This window comes from Labrenzia sp. ATLA3, assembly GCF_057180185.1.
This window is the reverse complement of sequence record NZ_JBXUKV010000003.1, coordinates 245784-260742: the sequence shown is the minus strand read 5'-3', so window position 1 is coordinate 260742 and position 14959 is coordinate 245784. Positions and strand designations below refer to the sequence as shown.

General features: G+C 60.1%; 16 protein-coding genes. 2 read left to right on the top strand and 14 right to left on the bottom strand.

Annotated features, from left to right (window positions below):
* Window positions 1-166 precede the first annotated feature (166 nt).
* Complete coding sequence (locus AC2A6O_RS09130; RefSeq protein ID WP_498926542.1) at window positions 167-940, bottom strand: DUF1223 domain-containing protein; 774 nt, start codon at window positions 938-940, stop codon at window positions 167-169.
* A gap of 348 nt (window positions 941-1288) precedes the next feature.
* Between AC2A6O_RS09130 and AC2A6O_RS09125 the strand changes: the two genes are divergently transcribed.
* A complete protein-coding gene (locus AC2A6O_RS09125; RefSeq protein ID WP_498926541.1) occupies window positions 1289-2455 on the top strand; it encodes a hypothetical protein in 1167 nt (388 codons plus the stop codon).
* Between the two features lie 15 nt (window positions 2456-2470).
* Here the strand turns inward: AC2A6O_RS09125 and AC2A6O_RS09120 are convergent, their stop codons facing one another.
* The 11 genes from AC2A6O_RS09120 to AC2A6O_RS09070 all read right to left on the bottom strand — a co-directional run bounded on the left by AC2A6O_RS09120 (window position 2471) and on the right by AC2A6O_RS09070 (window position 12667).
* A complete protein-coding gene (locus AC2A6O_RS09120; RefSeq protein ID WP_498926540.1) occupies window positions 2471-3403 on the bottom strand; it encodes a diacylglycerol/lipid kinase family protein in 933 nt (310 codons plus the stop codon).
* A 3-nt stretch (window positions 3404-3406) separates the two neighbouring features.
* The gene (locus tag AC2A6O_RS09115) at window positions 3407-4624 is read right to left on the bottom strand and encodes a glycosyltransferase (RefSeq protein ID WP_498926539.1); all 1218 of its coding nucleotides are present in this window, start codon (window positions 4622-4624) and stop codon (window positions 3407-3409) included.
* Complete coding sequence (locus AC2A6O_RS09110) at window positions 4621-5853, bottom strand: class I SAM-dependent methyltransferase (protein WP_498926538.1); 1233 nt, start codon at window positions 5851-5853, stop codon at window positions 4621-4623. Before AC2A6O_RS09110 ends, AC2A6O_RS09115 begins: the two co-directional genes overlap by 4 nt.
* 16 nt (window positions 5854-5869) lie before the next feature.
* A complete protein-coding gene (locus tag AC2A6O_RS09105) occupies window positions 5870-6805 on the bottom strand; it encodes a fatty acid desaturase family protein (protein ID WP_498926537.1) in 936 nt (311 codons plus the stop codon).
* A 57-nt stretch (window positions 6806-6862) separates the two neighbouring features.
* On the bottom strand, window positions 6863-8002 hold the full coding sequence (locus AC2A6O_RS09100; RefSeq protein ID WP_498926536.1) for a cyclic nucleotide-binding domain-containing protein: 1140 nt from the start codon (window positions 8000-8002) through the stop codon (window positions 6863-6865).
* Window positions 8003-8011: 9 nt separating this feature from the next.
* A complete protein-coding gene (locus tag AC2A6O_RS09095; RefSeq protein ID WP_498926535.1) occupies window positions 8012-8638 on the bottom strand; it encodes a DUF6962 family protein in 627 nt (208 codons plus the stop codon).
* A gap of 137 nt (window positions 8639-8775) precedes the next feature.
* Entirely contained in the window at window positions 8776-9894 is a 1119-nt protein-coding gene (locus tag AC2A6O_RS09090) for an acyltransferase family protein (RefSeq protein ID WP_498926534.1), read from the bottom strand.
* A 125-nt stretch (window positions 9895-10019) separates the two neighbouring features.
* Window positions 10020-10940 (bottom strand): NAD-dependent epimerase/dehydratase family protein, encoded by a 921-nt coding sequence (locus AC2A6O_RS09085; protein WP_498926533.1) that lies wholly within the window; start codon window positions 10938-10940, stop codon window positions 10020-10022.
* A 154-nt stretch (window positions 10941-11094) separates the two neighbouring features.
* A complete protein-coding gene (locus AC2A6O_RS09080) occupies window positions 11095-11715 on the bottom strand; it encodes a DsbE family thiol:disulfide interchange protein (protein ID WP_498926532.1) in 621 nt (206 codons plus the stop codon).
* On the bottom strand, window positions 11712-11894 hold the full coding sequence (ccmD, locus tag AC2A6O_RS09075; protein ID WP_498926531.1) for a heme exporter protein CcmD: 183 nt from the start codon (window positions 11892-11894) through the stop codon (window positions 11712-11714). Before ccmD ends, AC2A6O_RS09080 begins: the two co-directional genes overlap by 4 nt.
* A gap of 5 nt (window positions 11895-11899) precedes the next feature.
* A complete protein-coding gene (locus AC2A6O_RS09070; RefSeq protein WP_498926530.1) occupies window positions 11900-12667 on the bottom strand; it encodes a heme ABC transporter permease in 768 nt (255 codons plus the stop codon).
* 174 nt (window positions 12668-12841) lie between these two features.
* Here AC2A6O_RS09070 and AC2A6O_RS09065 point away from each other — a divergent pair, with 174 nt between their 5' ends.
* Complete coding sequence (locus AC2A6O_RS09065) at window positions 12842-13474, top strand: LysE family translocator (RefSeq protein ID WP_148583682.1); 633 nt, start codon at window positions 12842-12844, stop codon at window positions 13472-13474.
* A gap of 6 nt (window positions 13475-13480) precedes the next feature.
* On the opposite strand, the gene ccmB is transcribed toward AC2A6O_RS09065, so the two are convergent.
* Together ccmB and ccmA are read right to left on the bottom strand one after the other, a co-directional pair.
* The gene (gene ccmB / locus AC2A6O_RS09060) at window positions 13481-14152 is read right to left on the bottom strand and encodes a heme exporter protein CcmB (protein ID WP_148583681.1); all 672 of its coding nucleotides are present in this window, start codon (window positions 14150-14152) and stop codon (window positions 13481-13483) included.
* Window positions 14149-14811, bottom strand: coding sequence for a heme ABC exporter ATP-binding protein CcmA (ccmA, locus tag AC2A6O_RS09055; RefSeq protein WP_498927076.1), 663 nt, complete (start codon window positions 14809-14811; stop codon window positions 14149-14151). Before ccmA ends, ccmB begins: the two co-directional genes overlap by 4 nt.
* Window positions 14812-14959 lie beyond the last annotated feature (148 nt).

Below are 14959 nucleotides of genomic sequence, written 5' to 3'. Positions count from 1 at the left end.
GGTCTCAGCGTTTCGCAAACCGTGTGCCATTCAGGCGTTCACGGTCCAAAGGCTGGCCGAACGGGGCAAGGGGTAGCAGTTTTCTCCGGTGTTACAACCCGGCTTCGAAGGCAAATACCCTGATTTTCAGAGGGAATTGATATTTGGTCACACCAAAAGAGGCGGTTCACAGACCGCCGCTCTTGTTCATCATGGCTGCACCAATGATCCGGCCAGGGCCATCGGGGTTTTCAAGCTGCACGACAATCGCGCAACGGGCATCGCCCTTGAGCATCAGTTTGGACTTGGGCATCCGGAAGGTTTCCTGGCCGCCGGACCACATTCCCATGGGCTGCAGGTTGCGCACCACGTTTACGTAACGCACCTTGCGGCCGGCATTTTCGCCACGGCCGATATCGACCAGCGCTTCATCCTGCATGCGCAGGAAATAGACCGTCGCCATGGTGTAGCCCCTTGGCAGAGTGCCGTTCACCGTCGCCTGAACAACCATGTCAGTGATTTTCAGATCGATTGTGGCGGTGAAGGGCTCCGTTCGTGCCAAGGCAGCCCTGACGTCACCCTCTCGGCTGCCAACGACATGTTCTTCGCCGTTGATCACCATTTGAGGGGTGTAGACCGACCGGTCGCCGCGCCGGGCTGCATAGGCGCGCTGGCGCTGCGAGTTGACCGGGCTTGCGAGCGTGTCCTTCCAGCCGAGATAATCCCAGTAGTCGACGGGCAGCAGCAAGGTCAGGACATCGTTGTCCTCGTCCACGAGCTTTTCCGCCAGCCGGTCTGCCGGAGGGCAGGAGGAGCAACCCTGACTGGTAAACAGTTCAATGACCTTTTCGGGCTGTGCCAGAGCGCTGTCCATCGGAGCGGACAGGGCAACTATTCCGCCGGTTACAAAAAACGCTGTTCGGAGGGCCTTGCCGACCTTCCGGGAGAACGATCCCACCATTTGGTTCATATCCTTGTTCGAGTGCTTCCAAAATATGCAATCGCGCACTCAACCGAAAGTCACGAGCCGGTGACTTTGCCAATAGACGTCGCAATTCGCGCGTTTGTGACAGGGCTTCACCATTTGGCGGGGGCTGGCCTTCAGAAAATAGCATCCGGCGCGGATATCGGCATTTCGGCCGGGCTGGCTGTCTGATCAGGCCAAGGTGGATTGTCCGGGACCGAGAAACATGTGTTTTGATGGCCTGCACCAAGCTGTTATCGCGTGTCATGCCTGGCATTTATCGCTTAGTCTGCCAGGTCTCGGCCGGGTTCGGTCCGTAGTCCTGCCCGTTGACACTGGAGACAAGTGCCCCTGCGTGGTGAACAAAACAAAGGTCATGAGGTCTGTGACTTTGCGGTTCTGACAAGCGCCGCACTTCCCTGGATGACCGGCCCCTCCTTTATCTCGCTGTGGCATGCCTGCGGTCTGTCAGCCCTCGGCTATCGTGTCGTCTATGTTCTTCCCTGGCTTGACGCAAACTCGCAGCAGCGCCTTTGGGGCGAGGTGCGCTTTGCCGATTTTGAGGAACAGCTTGCCTGGCTTCAGGCCGAGCTTGAGTCTTTCGGGCCCTACAAGCTGCCGGACTGTCGGCCGTACCGCGCGCGGTACGTTGCAGGCATGGGGTCGATCGTTCCAATGGAGGACGTCTACCGCGCCGCGCCACCGGCCAGATGCCTGGTGGCCAGCGAACCGGAGCACCTGTGCTGGTATCCGCTGACGACCGGACGCAGGGGGATTCGCGCGGACAAGACAATCGGCCTCTGCATGACCGATTACGAAACCTACATCCGTATGTCCGGGTTGCCGTTTGCCAGCAGTCTTGCACGGCTGGTGTCCTATCTTCACGGACGCGCCCTGCGGCTGCGTATCGATCTGCCGCTCAGCCTGTCTCCGGCGCTGACCCTGCCGGGCGTCACCATGCCGGTGGAACGGGTGACCGGCGTCATGCCCGGTTATGCGCAGGTGCCACTCGTTACGGACGAGACGGAAGGTATCTATTTTCTGGGGGCGCTCCTCTGGGAAAAGGGCCTGGACGACCTGGCCCGTATCGCCGCGCGTGCCGGCAAGTCCATCGATGTCATCGGCGGAGGCCGGGATGAAGCGGCGTTTCGCGCCTTTGCACGGAAGGAAGGCGCGGATTTGCGGTTCCTCGGGCCTAACCGCCGGTTCTGGTCCGATATCGGACGCTACCGGATCATGGTGAACCCCTCACGCAGTGAAATCCTGTGCACGGCCACCGCCGATGCACTTGTCGCCGGACGGCATGTCATTTTGCCAGATTGTCCGGGCAACCTTCCCTACAAGGCTTATCCCAACGCGCATTTCTACACCGACCTGGAGGGCGCCATCGAGGCGCTGGAACACGCCTTGAAGACACTGCCGGAGCCGCCGGTTGCCGCTCGTGAGGATTTCGACTGGATGAGTGCCTGTCGCCGGCTGGCCTGTCTTGCCGGGCTGGGAGGCCGGGGCTGAGCGTCAGGCGTCGTTTCAGCGTAGTGGCTTTGGAACACAAAGCCTGATCGTCTGGTCGCAGACCGAAATCTGCGCGGGAACATGAGCAACAATGTCGCCGTCGGCCTGTATCGGGTCACCCACCGGACCCAGGATTTCGACTGTCCGGACAGGGCGCTGGACCGCGAGCCCAAGCCGCAGGAGAAGACCTGCCGGTATCAGCAAGAACCGTCCGAAGACCGACAGGGAGCCACCGGCAGGAAATAGTGTTGCGCATAACGACGGGGTCGCGAGGTCGCAGTGCGGCGCAAGAACAAACGTGCCGCCATACCGTTTGCCGCGGCTGATGATCAGCGTGGCAGCCTTCTGGGTTTCTCCGTCCAATCGGATATCCAGCGGCGGACAGGGCCAGTGCCGCAGGGTGCGGAAAACCTCGATCAGATAGGCAGCCTTGCCAAACCGGGTTTTTATCGCGCGGTTCAGGTCAGCCACCACCTGGGCGTCGAGCCCGATGCCGGTCATCATCATGAAACGGTGACCGTTGATCAGACCGGGCTGGACCTTGAGGACCTGCGCTTCCGTGAGGCAACTTGCAATCCGGCGTGGCTCTGTGCCGATGCCAAGTTCGTGGGCCAGCACATTTGCTGTTCCGAGCGGAATGAGGCCGAGTGGCGGTGTCTGCGGACCGGCGCCCTGGATCGCGTCATTGATCGTGCCGTCGCCGCCGGCAATTGCCAGAATATCGGCTTCGTCTGAAGTTGTTTCCCGCACGAAACGGGCGGCATCGCCTGCTTCTCTCGTGGTCAGGATCTCGCAGGTGTGTCCGCCTGCTTCAAGCAGAGACAAGACAGTCCGGAACCGCTTCTCGCGCTTGTGCCCGGTGCGAGGGTTGTAGACGACCCGGATCTTATGGCCCTGCCCTTGCGAGCTCTTGCCTCTCATCGCGGGGCTCTGATCGTCGGCAGGCATCGATCAGACTCTGGACACGTGCCGGGTGTGCGGCACGTCATCGGACGACCGCAAAGTATCTGCGACCGGGACGCGGGAAGCGGCGATGCGGTCCATGATCTCCAGGATGTCGGCGGGCGAGGTGTTGGCGGCAATCGGCTGCCGTGATTGGCCGGTCTCGATAGCGGAGATGGCTTTCCTGAAGTGCTCGCTAAAATCGGCAGATGTCGAAAAGGCCTGTCCGGCGTCTGTCTTTATCACGTGGCGCAGGACCGCGGCTTCCTGAGGCAGCGCCAGACTTTTGTCGAGCAGCATCAACAGGCCAAGCGCCATGGCCTCGCTTGTGCTGCCCGGACCGGGTTTGCCGATGAAGAGATCGCTGGCGGAAAGAAATTGCGCAACCTTGTCGGTAAATCCGAGAACCTGAACCGGGTATGGCAGGTCCATGGAACGCAGTTCATCGGCAAGCGCTTCGTTCCGGCCACACAGAAACACCACCTGCGCGCTGTGCTGAACGTCGCGCATTGCCCGTGCCAGCTCGATCATCCGCATACTGCCTTGGGCACCATAAAGGACGGTCACAACGGGTCTGGCAGGATCGAGGTTCAGCGCTTGCTTGCTGGCGCGCTGGGCCGGGTCGGTGAATTCCGGCCGGATCAGCAAGCCGCCCATCTCATGGACCTTGCCGGCAAGCTTCGGCAGTTTTTCTGCATTGCGTACGGAATCCTGCGTGCCGCAGATTGCATGATAGTCTGCGCGGTTGGGAAACCAGACGCCCTTCGCCAGCTCCGCCCAGTCCGTGATCATGACAGCGCCTTCGGGCAGAAGACCTTCGTCAATGGTGGCGCGGTAGCGTTTCAGGGCTTCCAGCATCACCCGGTTGCCGAGCGGCATGACTGACAGCACGACATCCGGGCGGATCTCTTCGAAGTGCCGGGCCAGGATCTTGATGGCGGGCGGTTCGCAGAACACATAGTTCAGGCGCAGGCCCGCATAGAAAAGCCAGCAGGTGAGGCCCGTGCGCCCCTGACGCAAGATGATTTCGTTATAAATATTCTCGCCTGTGCGTGAGCCAAAGCGGCTGAAGAGGTCGAGATGCGGGATCAGCGAGGTGTAGGGGTTTATCAGGCTGACCCTGTATCTGCCGGACCCTTCGAGGCATGCTTTCAGCGCGAAGGCACTGGCCCTGTGGCCACCGCCTGCGTCCGTATAGATCACTGCCACATGGACGGGATCCGTCATGCACCACCTTCTGAAGAAGTACCGGCCGGGCTGTTGCCGGACTTGGGCAGAACCAGATGCTCGCGTGTCATCGGGACATCGTTGTTCAGCCCCTTGGTCATCAGCAGATGGTACAGCCGGTTGTCGCCCCAGCTGAAGGAGGAGCTTGCCACTTCCAGGTACAGCCGGAAGCTTCTGACGAAGGTGTCGTCATACATCTCGCGGATACGGTCGATGTTGGCGTCGAAATTGGCGAGCCAGTATTTGACCGTCGGCGGATAATGCAGCCGGATATTCTCAAGGTCGATCATGTAGAGATCATTGTTGCCGGCGGCCTCGACCATGGTTGTCAGCGGGGAGGCCTGCGTTCCGGGGAAGATGTATTTGTCGATCCATGGGTCGATTGGCCGGGGGATCTCGTTGCCGATCGTGTGCACGAAGGCAAGGCCCCGCGGTTTGAGAATGTGGGCGATCCGTTCGAAGACCGGTGCGATCTGGGCATTGCCCATGTGCTCGACCATGCCGATCGAGGCAACCTTGTCGTAAAGACCATCCGCCTCGCGGGCGTCCTTCAGGCGGATCTCGATCTTGTCGGACAGGCCGCGCTCGGCAATCTTCTGAATTGCATAGTCGCGCTGTTCTGCCGAAATGGTGAAGCCGACACCGGTGATGCCGTAGTTTTCGGCGGCATACATCAGGAACCCACCCCAGCCGCAACCGAGATCGGCAACATGTTCGCCGGGCTTCAGGCACAGCTTGCGGCAAACCAGTTCCAGCTTGTTGTTCTGGGCTTCGTCCAGCGTGTTGTCCGGCGAGGTGAAATAGGCGCAGGTGTAGATCATGCCCTTTCCGAGCAGGATCTCGTAAAACTCGTTGCCGATGTCGTAGCTGAAGGAAATGTTCTCGCGCGAGCGGGCGATGGTGTTACGTGCGCGCAGGAAATGAAACGCCAGCTTGAGCCGCAGCATCAGCGACATGGGCCGTTCCGCGAAGTCGATGGCAAAGCCCAGGTAGAAGAGCTTCTTGATGTCGCCTTCCACTTCGATGTCGCCCAGCATGTAGCTCTCGCCAAAGCCCATGAAGGCATCCGAAAGCACCCTGGAAAGCGCCCGTTCGTTCTTGAAAATCAGGATGAACTCCGGCTCTGTCCCGATGGAGAAGCCGGTTCCGTCCCAATAGCGAACCTCGAACTGTGCGTCAGGAGAAGCCGCAGACATGGCTTCTGCAAGCTGGCGGATAACGTCTTTCATCGGTGGGCTTTCTGAATCAACGAAGAGAATTGGCAGGACGGCGCTTGGGCCCGCTGATCGCAGTCCAAATCGAAATGATGCTGTCCCTGTACTCCGGCATGGTCCGCTTCAGCTCGTCGTGGAGCGCGGGCAGATTGTGATAGGGCACACCGGGGTACATGTGATGTGCCGTATGATAGCGAAAGCCCACGGGCTGCACGATCAGAGCCAGAGGCGACTCGATCGTGAAACTGTCGATCATCTGGTCTTCCCGGCCGGAGGTTTCGGCCAGGCGTTCCAGCTCGTGTTCCAGCGGAATGCGCGCGGTCAGAAGCGCCCATCCCAGAACCAGCACTGCATAATAGAAAGGCAGCGCACCGGGAAAGAAGATGATTGCGGCAACAAAGAGCGCGAGCGTGACCCGGGCGTGCCGGCTCACTTCAGCCTGCTGTTCCGGGGTCAGCGACGAGCTGAGCGAAAAGCCGAGCTTCTCTGTTGCCCAACGGTCGAGCGCCGCTTCCAGCCGGAACGCGCCGAAGGCGGCGGTTATCGTCATCAGAAGATTGGTGAAGGGCACCACGAAGGGAATGACCAGCAGAACCATGGTCATGGCAAACGGATTGCCGCGTACCAGCGGGTATTGCGGATCTTCCGGTGTACCGAATATGCCGAGCCGATGATGGGCCAGATGCGGCAGTTGAAACCGCAGCGGCGGAACCATGACGATCAGCGCCACCGTCCAGGTGTAGAGGGTCCGGAAGCTGCGCAGCTTTTCGTCCTTGATATGAACGATCTCGTGGCAGAAAAGGCCCGCCCGGTGGAGGCCGAAGGTCGCCAGCAGCCAGGGCAGGATGACCATGGGCCAGGACGCGTTCACACCCCAAAAGAACCCGATGATGAAGAGTGCCAGATAAATACCGAAATCGCGGAAATAGATGGCGGGTCGAGGTATGAAATAATCACGGGCAATCATGGATTTCCAACCTCGTACGATAGGGTCAAGCAAGCAGCACTAGCTTAGGCTCGCATCTCAAATCAAGCCAGTATTGAACGCCGCGACACCCATCATGTAATGAATGAGTATCACGCCGGCGATGTTCTGATGCCGGATGTAGATCCAGCCGAAAATGAAGCCTGTGCCAATGGTCATCAGGACGGCCGGAATGCCGAAATGCAGGTGAAACATCCCGAACAGGATCGAGGCGAGCAGAACCGAGCGCCATTTGCCCTTGTCACCCAGAAACCGCTGGAAGGAAGACTGCAAGAAGCCTCTTGCGATGATCTCCTGCAGCGCACTGTGAAGGAAGTAGCTCAGGGTTCCCAGGAGGTTGAACGGCAGCGGTTTGCCGGGAAGCGCGTCGAAGGACTTGAGCACGGCCGCCAGACCCCAGGCGAAGATGCACAGCCCGGCGGAAAAGATCGCCCCCTCAATGAGGGATTTCTTCAAGCCGACGGTGGTTATCCCGAGTGACGCGACCGAAATGCCCATGTGCCGGATGACGAACAGGCTGGGTACCAGCAGGACGGCGAGATATTGCCAGGCGAAGACCTCGGTGTAGACATCCACATGGACGATGGTCCGCGCCAGTACGTTGTTCACCAACGTGCCGATACACATCATGATCAGCGAGTAGACGAAGAACTTGCCGAACTGCTGCTGTTCGTTTCGAAGATCCAGTTCGCGCTGCAGCGCGGCCACGTGCTCTTGCGTGGAAGCGCGCATGCGCCGAGTGACGAAGGAGGCCAGAGCGCCCTTGAACTCGGCAAGTCTGGCTTCCCCGTCAGAAAGCTCGAGGATCCGATCCGGCTCGATTTCAAGCACGGCACCGCCTGTTTCCGAGCGCACCGTCGCAGAACGTGGTTCGCCGTCCAGAAGAGCCATTTCGCCAAAGGGCTGCCCGGGCCCGATTTCCGCAACACGGTGGTCCGAGGCCGTACCGTCGCCCTTGCGGTAAATGCCGAAGGTGCCATCCAGAACGATGTAGAGCGCGTCGCTGGTCTCCCCCTCGACGATAACGTCCTGATGAGCCGCGACCGGCACCTTGCGTGAGGCCGCCTGAACCGCTTCGGCGACTCGTCGCGGCATGAACTCCGTCATCTTCTCGAAGATCGCCTGAAGATCGTCCGTTTCCTGGACCTCTTCTTCAAATGGTGTGGAAGCGCTCTGCATGCGGTTGCCCTACCTTGTGGTCCTGAACCAGCGGCCGCCGAAATACAAAAGCACGACGATTGGCATCAGCAGAACATGGTAGCTGCCATAAAGGCCAAGGCCCCAGAAGCCCGGGCTTTGCATCGGGATCATCGCAGACACGCCCAGTGTCAGCAGAATGCCGGCGATCATCGCCAGCGTGCCGCTGTTCTGGCGGAAATGAATGAGGCTGAGCACAAGCAGGAAAACAAGACCTGCAGAGTAATAGAGGATTACGGACAGAAAATCGTCGGAGGTCAGGATCATGAAGACCGGCCAGAGTGCGCCCAAGGCGCCTGCGACCACAAATCCCAGACGCAGTGGGGCGGAGAGGTACTGAAAGCTGGCCGCGACAATCATGCTGAGACTGCCCAGGACAATGACGATCCGGGTGGCGATCACGAACGGGCGGTGCCCTTCGTGGCCGATGGCTTCGAAGAAGCCATGATCAATCGCACCCAGCATTGAGGCCAGTCCGATCAGGGTCAGTGTCAGAGCCCAGATCCAGGCGGGAGACAACGGCTGAACACCTGGGCGAAAGCTGAGGCCAGCGAGGAAAAAAAGCTCGCACGCCAGGATCACGTCTGTCAGGGCGGAAAGGGCTAATTCGGAAAGCAACGGATTACTCGTGGTTGGTGCCAATCTGGCCTGTGGCGGCTGGCGATCTGATAGGCGTTAGTTGGTCGCAATAATCCGCCGTCAGCATTGAGATACTGTTAAACGGTTTGCCTCTGGGGGATCAGATTCTTGAAGGATCAGGGCACCGTCTTGTTCGGTGCTGAAGCGGGTCTCTTGCCGTTGACCCAGGCCTTCAAGGCACGCTCTGCCGGCATCTCGTAAATCCGGTAGAGGAAGATCGAAAACGCAGCGGTAATGCACAGCGAAACCGGAAAGAAAATGACATCTGCCGGGATGGCTGGCCTCAGGAAGAGGTTCATCAGGTGGAGGGACGGCTGGTGGACCAGGTAAAAGGCGAAAGACGCGTTGCCCAAGAGCACGAGTGGGCGAGAGGCAAATGCCCGTGTGAGTACGCTGCCTTCCGTCAGATGGGCGTAGAAGAACAGCGTGATCACCGGCAGGTAGAACAGGGAATAGCGGAACGGGTCCGGTACATCCGGTGCCAGCCACATGGTCAGGAACAACAGAAGATAGCTGACCGGCTGAACCACGCCGGGCAGCCGGAAGCCGCGGCGCCAGACTTCGTGCAGCACCATGCCGACCAGAAACTCGAGAATGCGGAAGCCGGGAAAGATGTAGAACAGCCAATGGGAGAACGGATATTTGCCGAAGAAGATCACGTCGCCCAGGAAAACCTGAACAAGAAGGGCGGAGATGACCACCACAAGGCCAAGCCACAGCGTTGCCGCAAGCAGCTTTCGCGGTGAGAGCGCGACCAGGGCAAAGAAACACAGATAGAAGAACATCTCGTCCGACAGCGACCAGGACGGTGCGTTGAGGGAAAAATAGATCGACGAGACGGGAATCCAGCTTTGCAGATAGGTCAGGTTGAGGACCGTCTTGATAACGCTGAATTCCTCTGAATAGATCGCCTGAACCTGCATGATCGAGAAGTAGAGAAACGGCAGGCCGGTGAGGAAATGCAAGGGTGTCAGGCGGGCGATCCGGAGCAGGAAGTATCTGCGGAAGGAAATCGCGCCGGTCAGGATTCTCGTTTTGTAGGACTGCGTCAGCACGAAGCCGGACAGCATGAAGAAGAACGAGACGCCGACGTAGCCCTGTTCCGCAATGGTCTTGACGAAGTCGCCGCTCGTGTCCCAGCGAAAATGCACTCCGAACACCAGCAAGGCAGCGAAAAAGCGCAGTCCGGTCAGTTGTTCCAGCCGAACTTTTGCCGCGCTGCCGGTTCCGTTCATCAGAATTTCCCTTTTCCCCTGGGTCAATAAGGACCCGAAGCCCTGCTTTATCTAAAACGGTGTCGATTTATGATGGCTTAATGTTGTGAAAAGGTCTGTCCCGGCCAGTCAAACTTGCTGGTCCATCAAGGCGCGCTGTGCTGTCTCACCCAATCCCAGGTTTCCCGGATGCCGCGCTGAAGCGATACAACGGGCTGCCAGCCGAAAGCCGTCCGTGCCCTGGCAATATCAAGCACCACCCGTGGCACATCGAAGTTCCGGCCCGGCTTGTAGATCGGTTGCAGGGGATGGCCCGTGGTCTGACTGATGATCTCGACGATCTGTGAAATGGACGTGCCCTCGCCACTTCCGGCGTTGAAGCTGCCGGTGGTGTTGGAGATCAGCGCCCGATGGCACAGGCTGGCAACATCTTCGACGTGAACGAAATCGCGCACGATGCTGCCGTCGCCCCAGATTTCAATCGGCTCGTCTTCCGCCACCTTGCGCAGGTAGGTTCCGATCACGCCAAGCAGGCCAACCTGCGCCTGGCGTGGTCCATAGATGTTCGCCGGCCTCAGCGCGACGAACTCCAGCCCGTGGAGCTGTTGCTCCATGCGCAGGTACTGTTCAATCGCTGCCTTGACGATGCCATAGGAGGAAATCGGGTTCAGCGGGTGGTCTTCCGGCACTGGATCCTGGGACGGAATGCCGTAGACCGTGCCACCGGAGGAGAAGAAGACCAGTTTTCGCGTGCCGCTTGCCCGCATGGCCTCCAGAAGACGCACCGTTGGAATGAGGTTGCCGGAGATATCCGCCGCCGGATCGAGGTTCGATGTCGAGGGAACGGTCGTGCTTGCCAGATGCACCACGGCGTCCACACCTGACAAGGCGTCCGCAAGCCGGTGATGATCGGACAGGTCCTGAAACACGTAGTCGACGTCCGGGAGCGGTGGTCGGTAGAGTTCCGGCCGGGTGTCCATCACCCGCACCGAAAGGCCTTCCTGCACGCACTTGTCCACCACGTGAGAGCCGATGAACCCGCAGCCGCCAATCACAAGAACTTTCAAGACAGGCCTCTTCGCAAACGGCGTTTAAAAAATGTTCCGGATGTTAGAGCGGTCGCGCAGGCATTTGTAAATGCGGCAGGGCTGAAGAAACCGGGCACTCACCGAGACAGGTGGTATCAAGACCAGTCTAGCGAGGTTTCTGACATTCGCTGGCTCAGGACTTGTCGCCGGCCATGATCTTCCGCAGTTCGGGCAGGAAGACGTCCTGATAGGTTTCAAGGCTCAGCGGGCCGATGAACTTGTACCGGATCATGCCGTCCGCATCGATGACGAAGGTTTCCGGAACACCGTAGACGCCCCATTCGATGGCCGTGCGACCGCCGGTATCGGCACCAACGCGCTGATAGGGGTTTCCGAGGCTACCCAGAAACCGGCGCGCGTTTTCCGGCTTGTCCTTGTAGTTGATGCCGAGAAGCTGAATGCCCTCGACCTTGGCAAGATCTTCCAGAAGCGGATGTTCCTGGCGGCAGGGAACGCACCAGGAGGCGAACACGTTGACGACGGAAATCTTGCCGTTGAGATCCTGCCGGGAAAAACCGGCAACGGCGGTATCACCCCTGGTCAGACCTTCGACCGGTGGCAGGTCGAATTCCGGCGCCGGTTTGTTGATCAGCGCGGAGGGAATTTTCTGAGGGTCGCCGCCAAGGGTCAACTGAAACAGGAACAGGGCGGCAAGGCCGGCGAACACCACCAGCGGCAGAAGCACCAGAACCGGGAACCCGCGTTTCGAGGCCTGGGGCTCGGCTTGTCCGGTACCGGTATCGTTGGACGTCATGAGTCTGTTTTTCCTTCGCCAGCCGACCGGGCACGCCCGATGCCCCGGGCAGCCAGGTCCTTGAGGGCTTTTTCCTGCTGCGCCTTGTCGATCCGAACCCAGGCAATCAGGCCGAGGACCGTAAGCAGACAAAGGCCGTAGGAGGCCCAGATGAAGCCAGCGTGTGGGCCTAGATCCATGAGAGTTACTCCGCAGGCTGTGCCGTTGCAGCCGCCGTGCCCGGCTGGGCGGCGCTGGCGGCACGCAGGCGCAAGGCACGCACGCGGCGGCGCAGGATCTCGTTGCGCATTGCCATCAGGTGCAGCACGAAGAACAGCAGCGTAAAGCCGAGCGCCATGACCAGCAGGGGCCAGAGGATGTCGGGGTGAATGGTCGGGCCGTCCATGCGTATGACGCTGGCCGGCTGATGCAGCGTGTTCCACCAGTCGACCGAAAACTTGATGATCGGCAGGTTCAGCGCGCCGACGAGCGTCAACACAGCCGCCGCCTTGCCGGCCTTGATGGGGTCTTCCATCGTGCGCCAAAGCGTCATCAGGCCCAGATACATGATGAAGAGAACCAGAACCGAGGTCAGCCGCGCATCCCACACCCAGTAGGTGCCCCACATGGGCTTGCCCCAGAGCGATCCCGTCACCAGCGCCATGAAGGTGAAGGCCGCGCCGATGGGTGCCGCGCTCTTCGCCGAAACATCGGCCAGCGGGTGCTTCCAGACGAGCGTTCCGAGAGAAGACAGTGCCATGATGGAATAGCACATCATGCTGAGCCAGGCGGCCGGCACATGGATATACATGATCCGTACGGTGTCGCCCTGCTGATAGTCCTCCGGCGCAACGAAGAAACTCATGTAGAGCCCTGCGGCGAACGTGATGACGCACAGGCCGATGAGCCAGGGCAGAACCACCTGCACCAGCCTCAAAAATCGCGTCGGATTTGCATAATCCCAAATTGCCATGAAACCGTTCTAATCGAGAGCGTTGCCCGCTTCAATGGATGAGTATGCCGCAGTGCGCTTTGCGCAGTATCAAGCCTGTACGCAAATGAGTGATCGGGCGGATTAAATTGCGGGTTGTGTTTGCGGCCAGTGCTGGTAAAGGGGTGTTCCGGCTTCCACTTCAAGGATCTGATCATGCCGGATGTTTCCACCCTATTTGTATTTGCCGCCGCTTCGCTGGTTCTGACCGCCACGCCGGGTCCCGACATGCTGCTCATTGCCTCGCGCAGCATCAGCCAGGGAAAAGCCGCGGGCTTCCTCACCTATGCGGGGATCGCGCTGGGGACCTATTGTCATGCGCTTGCGGCGGCCATGGGCCTGTCGCAGCTTCTGACGACGGTGCCGGCTGCCTATGAGGCGATTCGCTGGGCGGGATGCGCCTATCTGCTTTACCTCGCGTGGAAGGCCCTCCGCTCGGAAGGAGTGGCCCTGGCGCCGGTGAGTGGTCTGAAGCGTCTCAGCGGCCGGCGCATTTTCCTGGAAGGTCTGGCAACCAATCTTCTCAATCCGAAGATGGCGCTGTTCGTGCTGGCTCTGTTTCCGCAGTTCATTTCCGTCGACGGCGGGTCGCTGACCGCTCAGATGCTTGTTCTGGCGTCCGTCATCAACGGCATCGGATTTCTGGTGAACGGTTCAGTCGTTCTGCTTGGCGGCCACATCCGCAGCCGTCTTGCCGGTCTCACGCGTTTCCCGAAGTTGCCCCAATATCTGCTGGCGACCGTCTTTGCAGGTCTTGCCTGCCGTCTTGCCCTGAGTGGACGTAACTAGGCGGCGTCAATCGCCAGCAAACCTGAGCGCGGCGGCGGCGGCAAGCGGGCCGATCACCGCTGCGATCAAGGACAGCGAACACAGGATGAGGAACGGCGTCAGAAACGGCACGGGGTCGTGAATGGCGGCGTCCGCAGCGCTGACGCCAAAGATCAGCACGGGAATGGCCAGCGGTATTACCAGAACGGCCAGTAGCAGGCCGCCGCGCCGCAGGGAGACGGTGAGGGCCGCGCCGATGGCGCCGATCAGCGTCAGCGCAGGCGTGCCGACCAGCAGGGTCAGCGTGACGGAGCCCGTGGCGACAGGGTCGAGATTGAGAAAGATGCCGAGCAAGGGGGCGGCAATCACCAGCGGCAGACCGGTTGCGACCCAATGGGCCAGGCATTTGATCAGCACCAGAAGTTCCAGCGGACGCCCGGCCATCAGCATCAGGTCCAGCGTGCCGTCCTCCCGGTCGGCCTGAAACAGCCGGTCCAGGCCAAGCAGGGTCGCCAGAAGCGCGCCGATCCACAAGATGGCGGGACCGATGCGCGACAGCAGGTTCAGGTCCGGTCCGACGCCGAAGGGTATGACGGTGACAACGGCCAGGAAGAACAATACGCCAACCAGCGCGCTGCCGCCGACGCGCACCGACAACCGAAGATCCCGCCGAAACAGAACTGCAGCCCAGGAACTCATGCGGGCAGATCCTCCTCTTCCGGGAAAACGGGATCGGTGGTGCGCAGATGCAGGATGCTGGTTTTGGCAAGGGCCAGTTCGGTGTGGGTTGCGGTCACGATCAGGCCACCGGCAGCCAGATGTCCGTTCATCAGGTCCAGAAGCTGGCCTTCCGATGCCTTGTCGAGGGCTGATGTCGGTTCATCCATCAGCCAGATCGGGCGCGGGGTCACCAGAAGCCGGGCAAGGGCCAGGCGCCTGGTCTGGCCGGCGGACAGAAACCCTGCCGGCAGGTCAATCGTGTGGCCAATGCCGAGCAGATCGAGCGCGGCTTCGGGAGACAGCGCGGTCGCCTGGTAGGCTGATGTCGTGACAGGTGAAGTAAAGCCCTGCCAGAACGAGAGGTTTTCCAGCACGGAAAGCGCTGCCTTGACCGCGTTCTGGTGGCCGAAATAGTGCGCGTGTTCGGCTGGCAGCCGGTCATCCTCGCCGTCTTCCAGCCGCAAGGTTCCGCCGGCAAGGGCAACAAGACCCGCCAGCGTGCGCAGCAGGGAAGACTTGCCGATACCGTTCGCCCCCGTCACGACCAGCGCGGTGCCGGAGGGAAGCGCGAACGACAGGTCCTGAAACACCCGGCGTCCGCCGCGGTCAATGGTCAGGTTTTCGGCAATCAGTTTCAGGGGAATGCTCCGACGGCAGATTGGGTTGAACCTTGTTAGTTGGCTGCCCTGTTATGATGCAAGGAAAATTCCCCGCCTTGTCCTTGCTCAAAGACAAAACACCCGGGGCAGGCCCCGGGTGTTTCGATGTCCTGACCCGTCGGGCGGA